The sequence below is a fragment of the Tardiphaga sp. 215_C5_N2_1 genome (assembly GCF_052076055.1).
Classification (GTDB): Bacteria; Pseudomonadota; Alphaproteobacteria; order Rhizobiales; family Xanthobacteraceae; genus Tardiphaga; species Tardiphaga robiniae.
The window spans coordinates 992,403-1,007,200 of sequence record NZ_CP197240.1 but is presented as its reverse complement, the minus strand read 5'-3'; the positions used below and the strand labels follow the sequence as shown (position 1 = coordinate 1,007,200).

Annotated in this window: 15 protein-coding genes and 1 riboswitch; of the genes, 2 read left to right on the top strand and 13 right to left on the bottom strand. The window is 62.4% G+C overall.

Going from position 1 to position 14,798, the window contains the following annotated elements; translation table 11 throughout:
- Nucleotides 1-29 precede the first annotated feature (29 nt).
- A riboswitch (cobalamin riboswitch) is annotated at nucleotides 30-241 on the bottom strand.
- A 168-nt stretch (nucleotides 242-409) separates the two neighbouring features.
- Together AB7828_RS04675 and AB7828_RS04670 are read right to left on the bottom strand one after the other, a co-directional pair.
- Nucleotides 410-1,813, bottom strand: coding sequence for a M23 family metallopeptidase (locus AB7828_RS04675; protein ID WP_184516322.1), 1,404 nt, complete (start codon nucleotides 1,811-1,813; stop codon nucleotides 410-412).
- 107 nt (nucleotides 1,814-1,920) lie between these two features.
- Nucleotides 1,921-2,571, bottom strand: a complete 651-nt coding sequence (locus tag AB7828_RS04670; RefSeq protein WP_441229515.1) for a protein-L-isoaspartate(D-aspartate) O-methyltransferase — start codon at nucleotides 2,569-2,571, stop codon at nucleotides 1,921-1,923.
- 292 nt (nucleotides 2,572-2,863) lie between these two features.
- Here AB7828_RS04670 and AB7828_RS04665 point away from each other — a divergent pair, with 292 nt between their 5' ends.
- Nucleotides 2,864-3,241 carry a response regulator gene (locus AB7828_RS04665; RefSeq protein ID WP_089264477.1) on the top strand — a complete coding sequence of 126 codons (378 nt, stop codon included), beginning with the start codon at nucleotides 2,864-2,866 and terminating at the stop codon, nucleotides 3,239-3,241.
- 24 nt (nucleotides 3,242-3,265) lie between these two features.
- Here AB7828_RS04665 and surE read toward each other — a convergent pair whose 3' ends face one another.
- On the bottom strand, nucleotides 3,266-4,033 hold the full coding sequence (gene surE / locus AB7828_RS04660; RefSeq protein WP_441229514.1) for a 5'/3'-nucleotidase SurE: 768 nt from the start codon (nucleotides 4,031-4,033) through the stop codon (nucleotides 3,266-3,268).
- A gap of 290 nt (nucleotides 4,034-4,323) precedes the next feature.
- On the opposite strand from surE, the gene AB7828_RS04655 reads away from it, so the two are divergent.
- Entirely contained in the window at nucleotides 4,324-4,791 is a 468-nt protein-coding gene (locus tag AB7828_RS04655) for a hypothetical protein (RefSeq protein WP_441229513.1), read from the top strand.
- 21 nt (nucleotides 4,792-4,812) lie between these two features.
- Here the strand turns inward: AB7828_RS04655 and serS are convergent, their stop codons facing one another.
- The 10 genes from serS to argS form a co-directional block, all read right to left on the bottom strand.
- Complete coding sequence (gene serS, locus AB7828_RS04650) at nucleotides 4,813-6,117, bottom strand: serine--tRNA ligase (RefSeq protein ID WP_441229512.1); 1,305 nt, start codon at nucleotides 6,115-6,117, stop codon at nucleotides 4,813-4,815.
- A 78-nt stretch (nucleotides 6,118-6,195) separates the two neighbouring features.
- Complete coding sequence (locus AB7828_RS04645; RefSeq protein ID WP_089264720.1) at nucleotides 6,196-6,486, bottom strand: hypothetical protein; 291 nt, start codon at nucleotides 6,484-6,486, stop codon at nucleotides 6,196-6,198.
- A gap of 76 nt (nucleotides 6,487-6,562) precedes the next feature.
- Nucleotides 6,563-7,378 carry a twin-arginine translocase subunit TatC gene (tatC, locus tag AB7828_RS04640; protein WP_089264481.1) on the bottom strand — a complete coding sequence of 272 codons (816 nt, stop codon included), beginning with the start codon at nucleotides 7,376-7,378 and terminating at the stop codon, nucleotides 6,563-6,565.
- Nucleotides 7,375-7,899 (bottom strand): Sec-independent protein translocase protein TatB, encoded by a 525-nt coding sequence (tatB, locus tag AB7828_RS04635; protein WP_441229511.1) that lies wholly within the window; start codon nucleotides 7,897-7,899, stop codon nucleotides 7,375-7,377. The genes tatC and tatB overlap by 4 nt, the downstream gene beginning before the upstream one ends.
- An 85-nt stretch (nucleotides 7,900-7,984) precedes the next feature.
- Complete coding sequence (locus AB7828_RS04630; RefSeq protein WP_068730798.1) at nucleotides 7,985-8,224, bottom strand: twin-arginine translocase TatA/TatE family subunit; 240 nt, start codon at nucleotides 8,222-8,224, stop codon at nucleotides 7,985-7,987.
- A 141-nt stretch (nucleotides 8,225-8,365) separates the two neighbouring features.
- The gene (gene scpB, locus AB7828_RS04625; RefSeq protein WP_441229510.1) at nucleotides 8,366-9,472 is read right to left on the bottom strand and encodes an SMC-Scp complex subunit ScpB; all 1,107 of its coding nucleotides are present in this window, start codon (nucleotides 9,470-9,472) and stop codon (nucleotides 8,366-8,368) included.
- A 21-nt stretch (nucleotides 9,473-9,493) separates the two neighbouring features.
- Nucleotides 9,494-10,321 carry a segregation and condensation protein A gene (locus tag AB7828_RS04620; protein ID WP_093758709.1) on the bottom strand — a complete coding sequence of 276 codons (828 nt, stop codon included), beginning with the start codon at nucleotides 10,319-10,321 and terminating at the stop codon, nucleotides 9,494-9,496.
- The gene (gene nagZ / locus AB7828_RS04615; RefSeq protein WP_441229509.1) at nucleotides 10,318-11,343 is read right to left on the bottom strand and encodes a beta-N-acetylhexosaminidase; all 1,026 of its coding nucleotides are present in this window, start codon (nucleotides 11,341-11,343) and stop codon (nucleotides 10,318-10,320) included. The genes AB7828_RS04620 and nagZ overlap by 4 nt, the downstream gene beginning before the upstream one ends.
- Before the next feature lie 46 nt (nucleotides 11,344-11,389).
- Entirely contained in the window at nucleotides 11,390-12,880 is a 1,491-nt protein-coding gene (locus AB7828_RS04610) for an SPOR domain-containing protein (RefSeq protein ID WP_441229508.1), read from the bottom strand.
- A 105-nt stretch (nucleotides 12,881-12,985) separates the two neighbouring features.
- Nucleotides 12,986-14,779: an arginine--tRNA ligase gene (argS, locus tag AB7828_RS04605; protein WP_441229507.1), complete on the bottom strand. Its 1,794-nt coding sequence runs from the start codon at nucleotides 14,777-14,779 to the stop codon at nucleotides 12,986-12,988.
- Between the last annotated feature and the right edge of the window lie 19 nt (nucleotides 14,780-14,798).

Genomic DNA, 14,798 nt, shown 5'->3' with positions numbered 1-14,798 from the left:
AACCGCACCACCGGGACACCCCGCCCGAGGACGTTTATGTTGTCGAGGCAGGTCTCCTGGCTCGCGGGTCAATGCTGCTGTCCGGCCTTCCCAAAACCTTTGCAGGTCTCAGTGACTTTAATGGACAGCGGCTCACCGCTTACAGTTGCGGGGGCAGCTCCGGCCTTGGCTTAACGCCTCACCGGCTTCCCTCTTAGCTTCGGGCAAACCTTCCCGAAGAACCACGACATGTCCACATATGGGCAACATCGCGCGGCAGTCAACCGAGCTTGCGCGCGCAAGCTGCCCACTCGCAGCAGCGCGTTGAAGACTCCGGAGCTGGAGTGGGCCGTAGCCCCGAGATCAAACGCATCAAGCCCGGCACGAGGCCGGGCTTGCTTAAATGCGAACTACACTTCGTGGATTGCGCTTACGCCCCGTTGAGGAACTGCAGCGGATCGACCGGCGACGAGCCCTTGCGGATCTCGAAGTGAAGCTGCGGCGAAGTAACCTCACCGGACTGGCCGGACTTGCCGATCACCTGACCGCGCTTAATGGTCTCGCCACGCTTCACCATCAGCTCACTCGCATGGGCATATGCGGTGACGTAGCCGTTGGAGTGACGAACGAGGACCAGATTGCCGTAACCCTTCAGCTCGTTGCCGGAATAGGCAACGACGCCATCTTCGGCAGCCTTGATCGGCGTGCCTTCCGGCACGGCGACGTTGATGCCGTCGTTGGACTTACCATTGGTCTTGGCGCCATAGCCTGTGACCACGCGGCCGCGCACCGGCCAACGGAACGTCGGCAAAGCGCCGGTTGCGTCAGCGGCTTTAGTCGGCGATTCCGGCGCGGTTTCTTCAGGCGTCGTCGTGGCACTTGCCAGACGGGCCTTCTGTGCGGGCTCGGCAGAAGCAACACGGGCCACGGCAGCGGACGTGACCGCGCCAACCGGAGCGGCCGTCACGGCTGCGACGGGCGCAGCAAGCGGCGCGGCCGCGGGAGCCGCAGAAGCCGTACGCGCGCCCGGTATCGTAATCTTGGAGCCGAGCTTCAACTGGGCAGTCGGCGCCAGACCATTGGCGCGTGCGAGTTCGGCCACCGGCACGTTGTTCCGGCGCGAGATGCTCATCAGCGTATCGCCGCGATTGACAAAATGCGTGGTCGACGCGCCGACAGCAGGTTTGTTCGGAGCAGCGGCAACGGCCGGAGTTGCCGCAGCGCCCTGGCGCGGAATGATCAGCGACTGGCCGGGCGACAGCGCGCGGGGACCCTTGTAGCCATTGGCCTGCAGGATCGCAGCCGACGAGACGTTGTAGCGTTTCGCCAGACCATCGAGCGTATCGCTGGTGCCGACGATGATCGAGGTGCCGCCATCACGGGCAAGGCCGTTGGTCGCTGCAACCGAGCGCGGTGCCGTGGAGCCGGTGGTTTCGATCGGCGCACGTGCGGGCGGCGGCGTATACATACCGTTGCCGCCCCCGCTGACGGGAGCAGCCGATGCAACCGGACGGGCTGTCGGATAGGACTGCGGCGCCGAGATCGGCGGCGGCAAAGGCTGGGATTGATACTGCGGCTGCGGATTATAGGCCGGACGCTGATACTGCGGCAGTTCCTGGCGCTCGACCGGCGCACGTGGTGCCCGCTGCGGCACAGAGCCGGTGGTTTCGCCCTGCCAGCCAAAGCCACGGGACTGCCCCGAGTCAAAACTTGGATTCTGAGATAGGCGTGTCTGCATGTCGGCGCTGCAGCCCGCAAAACCGATAGACATCAGCGCCAGCACCGCGACCTGCGGAGCGCGACGCGAGTAAAGCAACTCGACAACGCTGGACATTGGTTACTCACTCATACGCAACAAACAACTGAATTGAGTAAACACCGTCTCCGTTACCAAGCCTTTAACCTTGCGACCAACACGTGACAGTCGTTCACGAACTTTTTTCAGAGTTCGCGCGCGATGCCCGGCAGCGCTGGCACAAAACGCACGTCCACCAGCTCCTTTCGCTCCAATCCATCCCCGGTTTTGCGGATCCGGACTAGGGTCTGGACGCCATTGTGAGGACCAACCGGCGCAATCAGAATACCGTCCTCCTCAAGTCGGTCGGTCAGCGCCGCGGGCACCTCCTCCACAGCGGCGGTCACGACGATCCGGTCAAACGATCCCAAATTGGCAGCCGGATTGAGGCCATCGCCGAGCATGACCTCGATATTGTGGAGGCCAAGTGCCTCCAACCGGGTCCGGGCGGCATCGGCCAGCGTGCGATAGCGCTCAATGCTGAGCACGTCGCGGACGAGCTTTGACAGGATCGCGGCCTGGTAGCCCGATCCCGTGCCGACCTCGAGCACACGGTGACCAGCATTCAATTGCAGCTGTTCGGTCATATAGGCTACCACGAAGGGCTGGCTGATGGTCTGACCGCAGGCAATGGCCAAGGCCGTATCCCGCCAGGCATGGGCGCGATCGTTCGGCTCGACGAAGCGATCACGCGGAATATCCTCCATTGCGCGCAGCACCAGCCGATCGCTGATCCCACGGCGCCGCAGACCAAGCTGAAAGGTCATCTGTTCAGGCGGCTGTCCGACGGTAATCATGGAAATGCCTCACGCAGCACAGGTTAGAAACACTCTCGATCTAGCAAAGATAGATTGATGTATTTCTGCGATCGGAACCGGGATAGCCTAACGACAACTTTTATTGTTCCGCGCGCGGAACCAGCAACATACCAGCCTGTTATGGGCGGGGCGCTGAAATCCTGATCTTGCTCTATCTGGTACCGAACACGCGACATGCGTCTTTGGGTCACGAAAATGGCAATGCGTCGAGATTGCGTTCAACCCGGGAATTTGCGATTTTGTTCAGAGGATTGGGGCAAGGAAACCGGCCATGACTGCAACGAACCCGCCGGGCGGCTCCGTCTTCCTGGTCGAAGACGAGGTCATGATCCGCATGATGGTCGCCGATATGCTCGAGGAACTCGGCTACAGCGTGGCCGCCGAAGCCGGTGACATCAACGAAGCGATCAAGCTGGCTGGTACTGCCAAGTTCGACATCGCGATCCTCGACGTCAACGTCAACGGCAAAGTGATTTCGCCGGTCGCCGAGGTGATTGCATCGCGCAACCGCCCGTTCATCTTCGCGACTGGCTACGGCGCGCAAGGCCTGCCGGAAGAATTTCGTGACCGCCCCACGCTGCAGAAGCCGTTCCAGATGGAAACGCTGGCGCAGGTGCTGTCCACGACGCTCAAGGGGGTCGCGGTCTAAGCGAGCCCCTCGCTTCTCGAAACCTCAGCCCAGCGCTTTGGTCAGCGCTTCGGAGAATACATCATCCGTGCGATCGAGACGCAGCGGCGTGACCGAGACATAGCGCGCAGCAAGGGCGGCAAGATCGGTGCCCTCCAGCGGGGCTTCCGCGGCGACGATGCGCTCGAAACCGATCCAGAAATACGGATTGTTGCGGCCATCGCGCCGCTCATCGACGCGCAAAAAGCCCTGATTGCGCTTGCCCTGCCGGGTGACAACGACACCTTTCACGTCGTCGGCCGCGCAGGCCGGGAAGTTGACGTTGATGACGGTGTTCTTCGGCACGCTCGCCTTGATGACCTTGCGCAGCACGTCCGGCCCATATTTCAACGCGGTCTCCCATTGCGGGTTGTGACGCGTTTCCATCGAGAATTCCTGGCTCAACGCCACCGACGGAATGCCGAGAATGGTGCCCTCGAGCGCACCTGCGATGGTACCGGAATAGACCACGTCCTCGGCGACGTTGCGGCCCTTGTTGACGCCGGACAATACGAGATCTGGCTGCTTGTCTTTCAGGATATGGCGCGCGCCCATGATGACGCAGTCGGTCGGCGTGCCGCGCACGGCATAGTGCCGCGGGCCGACTTCGCGCAGCCGCAACGGATCGTTCAGCGACAATGAATGCGACACACCAGACTGATCGAGCTCGGGCGCCACCACCCAGACATCATCCGACAATTCCTTGGCAATCTGCTCGATGATCTTCAGGCCGGGGGCGTGAATGCCGTCGTCATTGGTGCAGAGAATGCGCATTCGTGAGGTGCCTTTTCGATCGGGAGGGCCGCTGGCCGGCTCCGGTTTTGCCAGCATGTGCCCGCTTTTGCCACCCCCATTTTGGGCGCTACTCGTGCGCTGCTGAGGCTGTCTCGAAGGCGATTTTTCCCGCAAGCCGGAACATTTCGGCGTCGCCGCGATTTCTTATCTAGGTAGGTGAGTGCCAGTTGCGTCTGAAGCATGCGCGCTCGACCCGGATGGCCTTGGTCGCAGCGCCCCACAGGGCGACGGAGATGGCGAAACAGCTCGAACGGGTGTTGATCATCGGATTGCCGGCGATCGCGGTTGTCGCCCTGACGGGGTGGCTGCTGCTTCCCAGATTGGCCGAGACCAAGCCCGATCTCGCCCTCAATACGGCGGTGATGGCAACAATGCCTGACGAGCTGAGTGAGGAGGACTTTGCCAAACCCACTCCTTCACAACTCGTCAGCGTCCCCGACGCCGCGGAGCTCAACCGTCTCAGCCTTTCCCGCCAATCGTTTCGCCGCGGTGGCCTCGGTTCCAGGGCGCTGATGACCTTCACCGTGCGCAACGCCAACGACTATCCGGTCAAGGACCTCGAAATCGCTTGCGCCTTCCGCAGCAGGGATGGGCGTTATGTGACGGAGCGTCGCCGCGTCATCGCGGAGACCGTCAGCACGAAAAGCCGCAAGGCGTTTCCGATGACGCATATGGGCTTTGTCAACATAAAAGCCGAGAAAGCCAAATGTGCGCTGGTGACGGCCAGCCGCGCGTGAGCGGCTGGCGCGCGACGACGCCTAGCCGGCCTGGACGACTTTAAGCCCGCCCATATAAGGCTGCAGCACATCCGGCACGGCAATCGAGCCATCTTCCTGCTGATAGTTTTCCATCACGGCGATCAGCGCGCGACCGACGGCGGTGCCCGAACCATTCAGAGTGTGCACGAAGCGCGGTTTGCCATCCGGCCCGCGCGAGCGCGCATCCATGCGACGCGCTTGGAAATCGCCGCAGACCGAACAGGACGAAATCTCGCGGTAAGCACCGCCGTCGCCCTGGCCCGGCATCCAGACCTCGATGTCGTAGGTCTTCTGCGCAGCAAAACCCATGTCGCCAGTACACAGCGTCATCACGCGGTAATGCAGGCCAAGCCGGCGCAGCACTTCCTCGGCGCAGGACAGCATGCGCTCATGCTCGTTCTTGCTTTCCTCAGGCGTGGTGATCGAAACCAATTCGACCTTGGTAAACTGGTGCTGGCGGATCATGCCACGCGTATCGCGGCCGGCAGCACCAGCCTCGGCGCGGAAGCACGGCGTCAGCGCCGTCATACGCAGCGGCAGCTCTTTTTCGTCAAGGATGGATTCACGGACGAGATTCGTCAGCGGGACTTCGGCGGTCGGGATCAGCCAGTAACCCTGCCCTTCACTACCGATCGCACCGGCAGCGAACTGATCATCGCGAAACTTCGGAAGCTGCGCAGTGCCAAACATCGCATCGTCGCGAACCAAGAGCGGTGGGTTCACTTCCGTGTAGCCATGCTCATTCGTATGCAGATCGAGCATGAACTGCCCGATGGCACGCTCCAGCCGTGCAAGGCCTTTCTTGAGCACGACGAAGCGTGCGCCCGAGAGTTTGGCCGCGGCCTCGAAATCCATGAAGCCCATGGCTTCGCCGATATCGTAATGAGCTTTCGGCGTGAACGCGTAGTTGCGCCTGGCGCCGAAGTGATGACGCTCAACATTGCCGTGTTCGTCGACACCCTCAGGCACTTCGTCGAGTGGCAGATTCGGGATTTCGGCAAGCGCGACGCTGAGCTTATCCTGGGCGTCCTTCACCGCGGCTTCCATCGCCGGCATCGTCGTCTTGAGTTCGGTGACCTCAGCCATCAGCGCATTGGCGCGCACCTCGTCCTTGGTCTTCTTGGCCTCGCCGATTTCCTTCGAGGCTGCATTGCGCCGGGCTTGCGCCTGCTCGGACGCAAGGATCGCGGTCCGGCGCGCTTCATCGATCGCCAGCAGCGATACCGACAGCGGCGCCAGTCCCCGCCGCTTCAGCGCAGCGTCGAAAGCTTCGGGATTGTCGCGGATCGATTTAATGTCGTGCATGAAGGGATTCCTGAGCGAAAGCGGCTCTGAGTACCCCGAATAGCTGACATTTGGAACATGAAATGGGCCAGCGGCCCGTTAATGCATGCGCTGGAGAGCCGCCAATATACCGATGCCAACCGCGACGATGCCGCCAAGACGTAACGTCATCTGCAGTGAAGATTTCTCGATAGCAGCCTGCAAATCATTCCGTGTGGCAAGCAATCTAGACTCTAGATCCAACTTCACTCCAAGCAGGTCAGATTTCGTCACTAGCTCGGTCATGATGAAATCCCGTGCCGCTTCAGCATGTGCCTCGGCCTGCTTATCCGCGATCCCCGCTTCGCGGAGACGCTTCGAATAGCCGAGTGTATCAAATGCAAAGGCCACAATCACCTCCCCAGCACAAGACAAGACACAACCCAAAGTAGATTGCTAAGGTTGTGATTGCAAGGAGGCGACGCCCCTACTCCGCCGGCGTCACGTCCGTGCCGGTCCCCGCCGCAGCCTTGGCAGCAGCGGCCTTGGCGGCATTCTTCTCGACCATGCTGACCGCGATAATCGAACCTTCGTAGAGAATCAGCAGCGGGATCGCGAGGGAGGCCTGGCTGATCACATCGGGCGGCGTCAGCACGGCCGCGATAACGAAAGCGATGACGATGAAGTAGCGGCGCTTTTCGCGTAGCTGCTTCGACGTGAGGATGCCGATGCGGCCAAGCAGTGTCAGGATGACGGGGAGCTGGAAGGCGATTCCGAAGGCGAAGATCAGCGACATCATCAGTGAGAGATATTCGCCTACCTTGGGCAGCAGCGCGATCTGCGCGGTATCGGAGCTTCCGGTCTGCTGCATGCCCAGCGAGAACCGGATCAGCATCGGCAGCACGAGGAAATAGACCAGCAGCGAGCCCAGCGCGAAGAAGAACGGCGTCGCGATCAGGTAAGGCAGAAACGCGCCCTTCTCGTGCTTGTAGAGGCCGGGCGCCACGAACATGTAGATCTGCGCGGCAATTACCGGAAACGAGATGAAGCCGGCGCCAAACATCGCCAACTTGAGTTGGGTCAGAAAGTACTCCAGCAACGCGGTGTAGATGAACTTCGAATTCTCTGGGCCGGCGACCCAGACGAACGGCCAGACCAGGACGTTATAGATCTGCTTGGCGAAGAAGAAGCAGAAGATGAAGGCCACGGCAAATGCGAGCAGTGCCTTGATCAGCCGCGACCGCAGCTCGATCAGGTGATCCATCAAGGGAGCCTTGGAGGCTTCGATATCTTCGGCACTCATGACGCTTTGGCGTCCTTCAGAACGTCGGGACTGGCCGCGTCGGGCGCTGTTGCGCCATCATTGGCGGCAGCGGGAGTCTCGACCGGCGACGGCTGCACTTCCCGGGTAATGGCCAGTGGTTCGTTCACTGCAGCAGTTTCCTGCGCATGCGTCTCGGCCTCAACGAAGGTCTCGGGTGTAGGCGGCTCGGGCGTGGTGGGCACGGCCGGAGGCGTGTCGAGATTGTCAGCCTTGTCGATGGCCATGGCGTCACTGACGTCCTTGGTCAGCGAGGTCATGATGTTGTTGGTGGTGAAGCCGGAAGCGACATCCTTCACGTCGTCGAAGGCCTTTTTGACGTCGGCCATTTCGGCTTCGCGCATCGCCTCGTTGAACTGGCCCTGGAATTCCGAGGCCATCTTGCGGGCCTTGCCCATCCACTGCCCGACCATGCGCAGCACGCCGGGCAGTTCTTTCGGGCCGATGGCAATCAGCGCGACGACCGCGATGACGACCAGTTCACTCCACCCGATATCGAACATGAAAAAATCCGCTCACGCGGGGCTGGATGTGCCCGCGTCTCCTTCAATGGCCGCCGCGATCCCCAAGGACAATCCCTTCGGAACCTCAGACAACCTTGCTGCCGACGTCCGTACGGTTGGCGGTCGGCGCCGGCGGGGTCTGGTCGATGGTGCGGACCGGCTCGGTCGGCTTGTCTGCCGGCTTGTCGTCGTCCGCCATGCCCTTCTTGAAGGCCTTGATACCCTGCGCAACGTCGCCCATCAGGTCGGAAATCTTGCCGCGCCCGAACAACAGCAGGACCACTCCGATCACGACGATCCAGTGCCAAATGCTGAGTGAACCCATCCTGCTAACCCTCCAAACACGCGGCCAGTCGCCCGGCCTGATCTGACCGGAACGTAGGCTGCGGGGGTGTCAAAAACAAGGACTTAACCCTCGTGGAATCGCGGATGTCGCGGCGCAATGCCGCGAGCGTTAATGCCGCGATCAGTGCTTGCGGTCGTCGTCCCGGTCGGTTGCGTCCGGCTCAGCGTCATCCGGCTCATCTTCGTCCTGATCGTCCTCGTCGAGCTCGTCGTCTTCCGCGTCGTCGGAATCGTCTTCATCGTCGTCGAGTTCGGCCGTTTCGGGCTCAGCGGTCTCGTCTTCATCCGACTCGGGCTCTGCGACTTCAGCCGCTTCGGCCTCGCCTTGCTCGGGCTCGATCACGTCGAGATTACGCGCTTCAAGTTCCGCGACCTCGGCCGCTTCGCTCTCTGGCTCCACAACATCTGCCGTTTCAGTGAATTCGGCCTTGGCCTCGGCAAATGCCTGGGCCTCACCAGCGTATCCGACAGTCCCGGCTTCGGGCTCCTTGAGCTGCAGTTCGGGGAATTCCGGATCGGGTGCCGACAGCGCCAGTTCCAGTTCGCCGCCCTCCAGCGGATCCTCGTCCTCGCGGAGCGTCGGATCGTCGGACGGATTGGGCACGCTGAAGCCGGACGGCAGCCGCGAATCCAGCAGACCCGTGCCCTTTAGTTCCTCAAGACCCGGCAGATCGCCGAGTGCCTCAAGACTGAACTGCGACAGGAAGCTCTCGGTGGTACCGAAGGTCAGCGGACGGCCCGGCGTCTTGCGACGGCCGCGCGGCTTGATCCAGCCGGTTTCCAACAGCACGTCGAGCGTGCCCTTGGAGGTGATGACGCCGCGAATATCTTCGATTTCGGCGCGGGTCACCGGCTGGTGATAGGCAACGATGGCGAGCACTTCGATCGCCGCACGCGACAGCTTGCGGGTTTCGGTGGTCTCGCGGGTCATCAGCCAGGACAGGTCACCGGCGGTGCGGAACGTCCATTTGTTGGCGACACGGACCAGATTGACGCCACGCATGGCGTAATCGGCCTGCAACTGCGCCAGTGCCGCCTTGATATCGACGCCATCCGGCATGCGCTTGGCCAGCGCGGATTGGTCGAGCGGCTCGGTGGATGCGAACAACAGCGCTTCGAGCAGGCGCAATTCTTCTGGGCGCGCCTCCGACTGGACCTCGGTCTGTCCCTCGGACTGCACGATCTGATCCTCGACATCGTCGATGCGTTTCTCGGCGAGGCTTGCCATGTCTGGATCTCCTTCTTCCACTTACTCGGCCGGAACTTCCGGCTCCACCTGCACAGGCTGGGCGATGTGCTTGCGGAAATACAAAGGCGCGAATGCTTCTTTCTGGCTGAGGTCGAGCGTGCCCTCACGGACCAGCTCAAGCGCAGCTGCAAAACTCGAGGCCATCACCGTCGCGCGCTGCGCGGGGTCGGCGACGTAAGCAAGCAGATATTCGTCGAGGCGGCTCCAGTCCTCTGCCATGCCGACCAACCGTTCCAGCGAGGCGCGCGCTTCGCTCAGCGACCAGACGGTGCGCTTGGCGAGATGGACGCGCGTCAGCACGCGTGCCTGGCGCTGTGTCGCATAGGCCGACAGCAGATCGTAAAGCGTCGCCGTGAAGCGCGGATGCTTCACCTCTGCGATCGACTCGGGAACGCCGCGCGGAAAGATGTCGCGGTTGAGCTGCGGCCGGGTCATCAGCCTGTTCGAGGCTTCGCGGATGGCTTCGAGGCGGCGCAGCCGGTTGGCCAGCGCGGTCGCCATATCCTCGGCGCTCGGGCCTTCGCCCGGCACCGTCGTATCCGGCAGCAGCAGGCGCGACTTCAGGAATGCCAGCCACGCCGCCATCACCAGATAGTCGGCAGCGAGTTCCAGACGGATCTTCCGCGCGGCTTCAATGAACAGCAGATACTGGTCGGCCAGCGCGAGGATCGAAATCTTGTGCAGGTCGACCTTCTGTTGCCGCGCAAGCGCGAGCAGCAGATCGAGCGGGCCTTCGTAACCTTCGACGTCGACGACCAGCGACGGCTCGTCGTCGGGTACGACCTCGGCCGGCAATCCGGTTTCAAACGACAAAATCTCAGCGCTCATGCACTTGCTCCTGCTCGAGCGATCAACGCGTCCAGTTCCGCGCGGCCAGCGGCGCGGTCGAACGGCTGCGGCTGACCGCGGGCGGCGACCGCCGCCTTGGCGCGCTCAAGCGCCTTCCCAGCCAGAACCGGGGTCTCGCTGACGACGTCGCGCATCTCGTCCAGCTTGCCGTTGCAATGCAGGACCATGTCGCACCCGGCGCTGACGATCGCCCGCGTGCGTTCCGCGATCGATCCCGCCAAAGCATTCATGGACACGTCATCACTCATCAACAAACCCTGGAACCCGATACTGCCGCGAATCACCTGTTCGATGATTGTCGCAGAAGTCGTGGCCGGTTGGATGGCGTCTAGCGCGCTAAACACAACATGTGCAGTCATCGCCATCGGCAGATCAGCCAGCGGACGAAATGCTTCGAAATCAGAAGCTTCGAGCTCACTTCTAGCGTTATCCACGATCGGTAATTTGAAATGGGTATCGGCGGTCGCCCGACCATGGCCGGGAATGTGTTTGAGCACCGGTAGAATGCCACCTTGCGACAGACCTTCGGTCACGGCGCGCGCAATAATCGCGACCTTGCCGGGCTCGGTGCCATAGGCGCGATTGCCGATCACGGCATCAGCGCCTTCCACGGGGACGTCAGCCAGCGGCAGGCAGTCCACGGTGATGCCGAGGTCCACAAGGTCACTCGCAATAAGCCGTGAGCTGAGCCAGGCCGCCCTGAGACCTGCTTCCGGCTCGGCATCGTAGAGAGCGCTGAACACGGCACCGGGCGGATAGACCGGCCAATGCGGCGGTCCCAGACGCTGCACACGCCCGCCTTCTTGGTCGATCAGGACCGGCGCATCGAGATCACCGGTCGCGCCGCGTAAATCTTCTACAATTCGAGCGACTTGGGCGGGATTATCGACATTGCGCTTGAAGAGAATGAAGCCCCACGGCCGTTCCGCGCGCAGAAATGCGCGCTCTTCAGCGGTTAGCTCCAGCCCAGATACACCGGTGATGAATGCGCGTGTGCTCATGGGGCCGATTAGCCCCCATCAACGCCCAGGGTCAAGGAAACGGCCGTTAATTCCTTTGGACGACGCACTGTCCGCCGGCAGATTTCAGGTTCCCGCAGACCTGCGAGGCTTCTTCCTGCGAGCCGAACGGTCCGACCATGGCCCGATAATAGGTCCCCTTGTCGCCAAGGTCGGCCTTCTTGATCAACGGCGCACGCGATCCCAGCACCGAGGGGAACTTGGTCTGCAGGGCACGGAACGACGCCTGCGCATCGCCCTCTGACCGCTGGGACGATACCTGGACCACATAGCCGCCGCTGGAGGCGACTGGGGCCGCCTGCTGGGTCGGGTTGGTCGAAGCCATACGTGAGGGCGCCGGAGGAGCGGCTGCAGCCGGAGGCGTGGCCTGCGGCGACAGCGACATCGGGGCATTGGCCGATGCGTTGGCATTGGCATTGGTCGCGCGCGGTGCCGCAGCGGGCGCGGCTGCAGGAACCGCGGCCGGAGCGGCGATGCGGGCCGGCGCCTGACGCGCGGCCGGTGTGGCCCCGGCGTCGGACTGGTCACCCTTGACGGCAAAAGTACGGATCTTGCGAGGCTCATCGCCCTGCATCGCGCCATTGCCCACCATCGGCTTGTTGGATGGCGAGACGCTGGCTGTCGATGGCGGGTTGGCGTTCTGGTTCAGCGGCGGGAATACCACGCGCGGACCCGCCTTGGTGGCGTCCTGCACGTTGACGGGCTGCTCTTCGCGCGACACCAGCCGCTCGGGGGCTGTGCCGCCGAGACGATCCTGGATCGGCTTGCCGTCGGCCGCGGCTGTCGCCGACGGCGGGACGATCTTGTTCGGACCGGGCTCGGCCTTGATCACCGGCGGTTCGCCGGTGCGCGCCGATCCCATAAATGTACGATAGGCGAAGGCAGCACCGGTACCCACTACGGCCAGCGCCAGCACGATGGCGACGGTCGCCATGCCACCGCGGCGCTTCGGCGCCTCTTCCTGCTCGGCATAGCCGTCCTGATAGGCGTAGGGATCGTCCTGATACTGATCGTCGTGCGGATGCTGGGCGTTTGCACCATCGGCGTGGCCATACAACGCATCGTCGTAACGATTGGGGTCATGCGGCGCATGAGGCTGGTCGTACTGGCCCTGATAGTCCTGCGCCTGATGATCCGTATGCGCGGCAAATGCCGGCGCCTGATGATAATCGGCCTCCGGCTGCAGATGCTGCGGCTCCTGATGCTGAGCGCCGTAACGCTGCACCGGATGAAGATTCTCGAACTCCTGCTGCTGCGGCTCATGGGCTGCCGCGCGCTGCATCCACGGCGGCGGGCCGGGCTGCGCGGGTTCTTCCTCATATTCCGGCTCGTCCTGATAGGCCGGTTCAGCCTGGCGCGGCGCGGGCGCCGGGCGGCTGTTGCTCGCGAACGGGTCGGTTTGCCCGATCAGCCGCGCGAGTTCGGCGAGCGGATCGCCCTCGCCCTTCGTCCGCGATTGAGCGTCGCGGCCGTAATCGTCATCCGCTGGGAAAGGTCGGTTCTGGTATCGATTAGCCATTGTGATGTCGCATCCCCTTCGGGAAAGCCGCCAACCCGCTTTTCAAACGAAACAGCTGCTATCAAGAACCACCCACAGATCCCCATGTGAGCGGCCGTCCCCTGTCTACCGCATCTCGTCCGGTGCGGTGACGCCGAGAACGGCGAGGCCCGAAGCCAAGACTGAGACGACGCTCTGGACGAGTGCCAATCGCGCTTTAGTAAGTTCTGCATCATTAGTGATAATGAAGCGTAAATGAGGCATATCGCGTCCGCGCGTCCAGAGCGCATGAAATTCGCTGGCGAGATCATACAGATAGAAAGCGATGCGGTGCGGCTCGTGCGCCGTGGCCGCAGATTCTATCATCCGTGGGTACAATGCTAACTGCCGCATCAGGCCCAGCTCGGCGATATCGTCGAGCCGCTCCATCACCGCGTCTTTTAGATAGGCAATGCGCGCCTCGGTTTCCAGAGGCAGGTCGGCCAGCATCTCCCGCGCATTGCGGAAGATCGAATGGCCGCGGGCATGCCCGTACTGGACATAGAAAACCGGATTGTCCTTGGACTGCTCGATCACCTTGGCGAGGTCAAAATCCAGCACCGCGTCGTTCTTCCGGAACAGCATCATGAAGCGCACGGCGTCGGAGCCGACCTCGTCGACCACTTCGCGCAGGGTGACGAAATCGCCGGAGCGCTTCGACATCTTCACCGGCTCGCCATTGCGCAACAGCTTCACAAGCTGCACGATCTTGACGTCGAGTTCGGCCTTCCCTGCCGTTACCGCCTTGATCGCCGCCTGCACACGCTTGATGTAGCCGCCGTGATCGGCGCCCCAGACGTCGACCATGTTGAGGAAGCCGCGGTCGAACTTGGTCTTGTGATAGGCGATATCGGACGCAAAATACGTGTAGCCGCCGTCCGACTTCAGAAGCGGGCGATCGACGTCGTCACCATAGGCGGTGGCGCGGAACAGGGTCTGCTCGCGGTCTTCGTAGTCGTCGATCGGTTTCCCCTTCGGCGGCGGCAGCCGGCCGATATAGACGTCACCCTTGCCGCGCAGGAATTCGATCGTTGCGCCGACCATGTCGGTACCGCCATCGATCAGCGAACGCTCGGAGAAGAACACTTCGTGGGAGATGTTCAGTGCGGCGAGATCGCCCTTGATCATCTCCATCATCATGGAAATGGCCTTGGCGCGCGTGATCGGCAGCCACTTGTCCTCGGGCATCTGGTTCAGCGCAGCGCCGTACTCAGCCACGAGCGCCTGCCCCACCGGCACCAGATAGTCGCCGGGATACAAGCCTTCCGGAATATCGCCGATGGCTTCGCCGAGCGCCTCGCGGTAACGCAAATGCGCGGAGCGCGCGAGTACGTCGACCTGCGCACCGGCGTCGTTGATGTAGTATTCGCGGGTAACGTCATAACCGGCGCAATCGAGCAGACTCGCCAGCGCATCGCCGAATACGGCGCCGCGGCAATGGCCAACATGCATCGGTCCCGTCGGATTGGCCGACACGTATTCGACATTGACCTTCTCACCGGCTCCGACGGCACTCCGGCCATACGAGGCACCGTCGCGCAGCACCGCGCGCAGCGCATCGGCCCAGGCCGACGACTTCAGCGTGAGATTGATGAAGCCGGGTCCGGCGACATCCACCGACGTCACCAGATCGTCATCGCGCAGCTTCGCAGCGATAGCGTCAGCCAGATCACGCGGCTTGGCTTTCGCCTCTTTCGCCAGCACCATCGCGGCATTGCTCGCCATGTCGCCATGGGATGCATCCTTGGTCGGCTCGACGACGACGCGCGACAGATCGATGCCTGCGGGCAGCACGCCTTCACTGACGAGAGCGTTGCAGATCGCATGAACACGCGCGAGCACGTTGGCGAACAGATGCGGGGTCGGAGTGGATGTGGCCATGATCGTACAGGAACCGGAA

Excerpts from the sequence above, each read along its gene's own strand:
- AB7828_RS04675 (WP_184516322.1), bottom strand. The coding sequence starts at position 1,813 with ATGTCCAGCGTTGTCGAGTTGCTTTACTCGCGTCGCGCTCCGCAGGTC.
- AB7828_RS04670 (WP_441229515.1), bottom strand. The coding sequence starts at position 2,571 with ATGATTACCGTCGGACAGCCGCCTGAACAGATGACCTTTCAGCTTGGT.
- AB7828_RS04665 (WP_089264477.1), top strand. The coding sequence starts at position 2,864 with ATGACTGCAACGAACCCGCCGGGCGGCTCCGTCTTCCTGGTCGAAGAC.
- surE (WP_441229514.1), bottom strand. The coding sequence starts at position 4,033 with ATGCGCATTCTCTGCACCAATGACGACGGCATTCACGCCCCCGGCCTG.
- serS (WP_441229512.1), bottom strand. The coding sequence starts at position 6,117 with ATGCACGACATTAAATCGATCCGCGACAATCCCGAAGCTTTCGACGCT.
- tatC (WP_089264481.1), bottom strand. The coding sequence starts at position 7,378 with ATGAGTGCCGAAGATATCGAAGCCTCCAAGGCTCCCTTGATGGATCAC.
- tatB (WP_441229511.1), bottom strand. The coding sequence starts at position 7,899 with ATGTTCGATATCGGGTGGAGTGAACTGGTCGTCATCGCGGTCGTCGCG.
- AB7828_RS04630 (WP_068730798.1), bottom strand. The coding sequence starts at position 8,224 with ATGGGTTCACTCAGCATTTGGCACTGGATCGTCGTGATCGGAGTGGTC.
- scpB (WP_441229510.1), bottom strand. The coding sequence starts at position 9,472 with ATGGCAAGCCTCGCCGAGAAACGCATCGACGATGTCGAGGATCAGATC.
- AB7828_RS04620 (WP_093758709.1), bottom strand. The coding sequence starts at position 10,321 with ATGAGCGCTGAGATTTTGTCGTTTGAAACCGGATTGCCGGCCGAGGTC.
- nagZ (WP_441229509.1), bottom strand. The coding sequence starts at position 11,343 with ATGAGCACACGCGCATTCATCACCGGTGTATCTGGGCTGGAGCTAACC.
- AB7828_RS04610 (WP_441229508.1), bottom strand. The coding sequence starts at position 12,880 with ATGGCTAATCGATACCAGAACCGACCTTTCCCAGCGGATGACGATTAC.
- argS (WP_441229507.1), bottom strand. The coding sequence starts at position 14,779 with ATGGCCACATCCACTCCGACCCCGCATCTGTTCGCCAACGTGCTCGCG.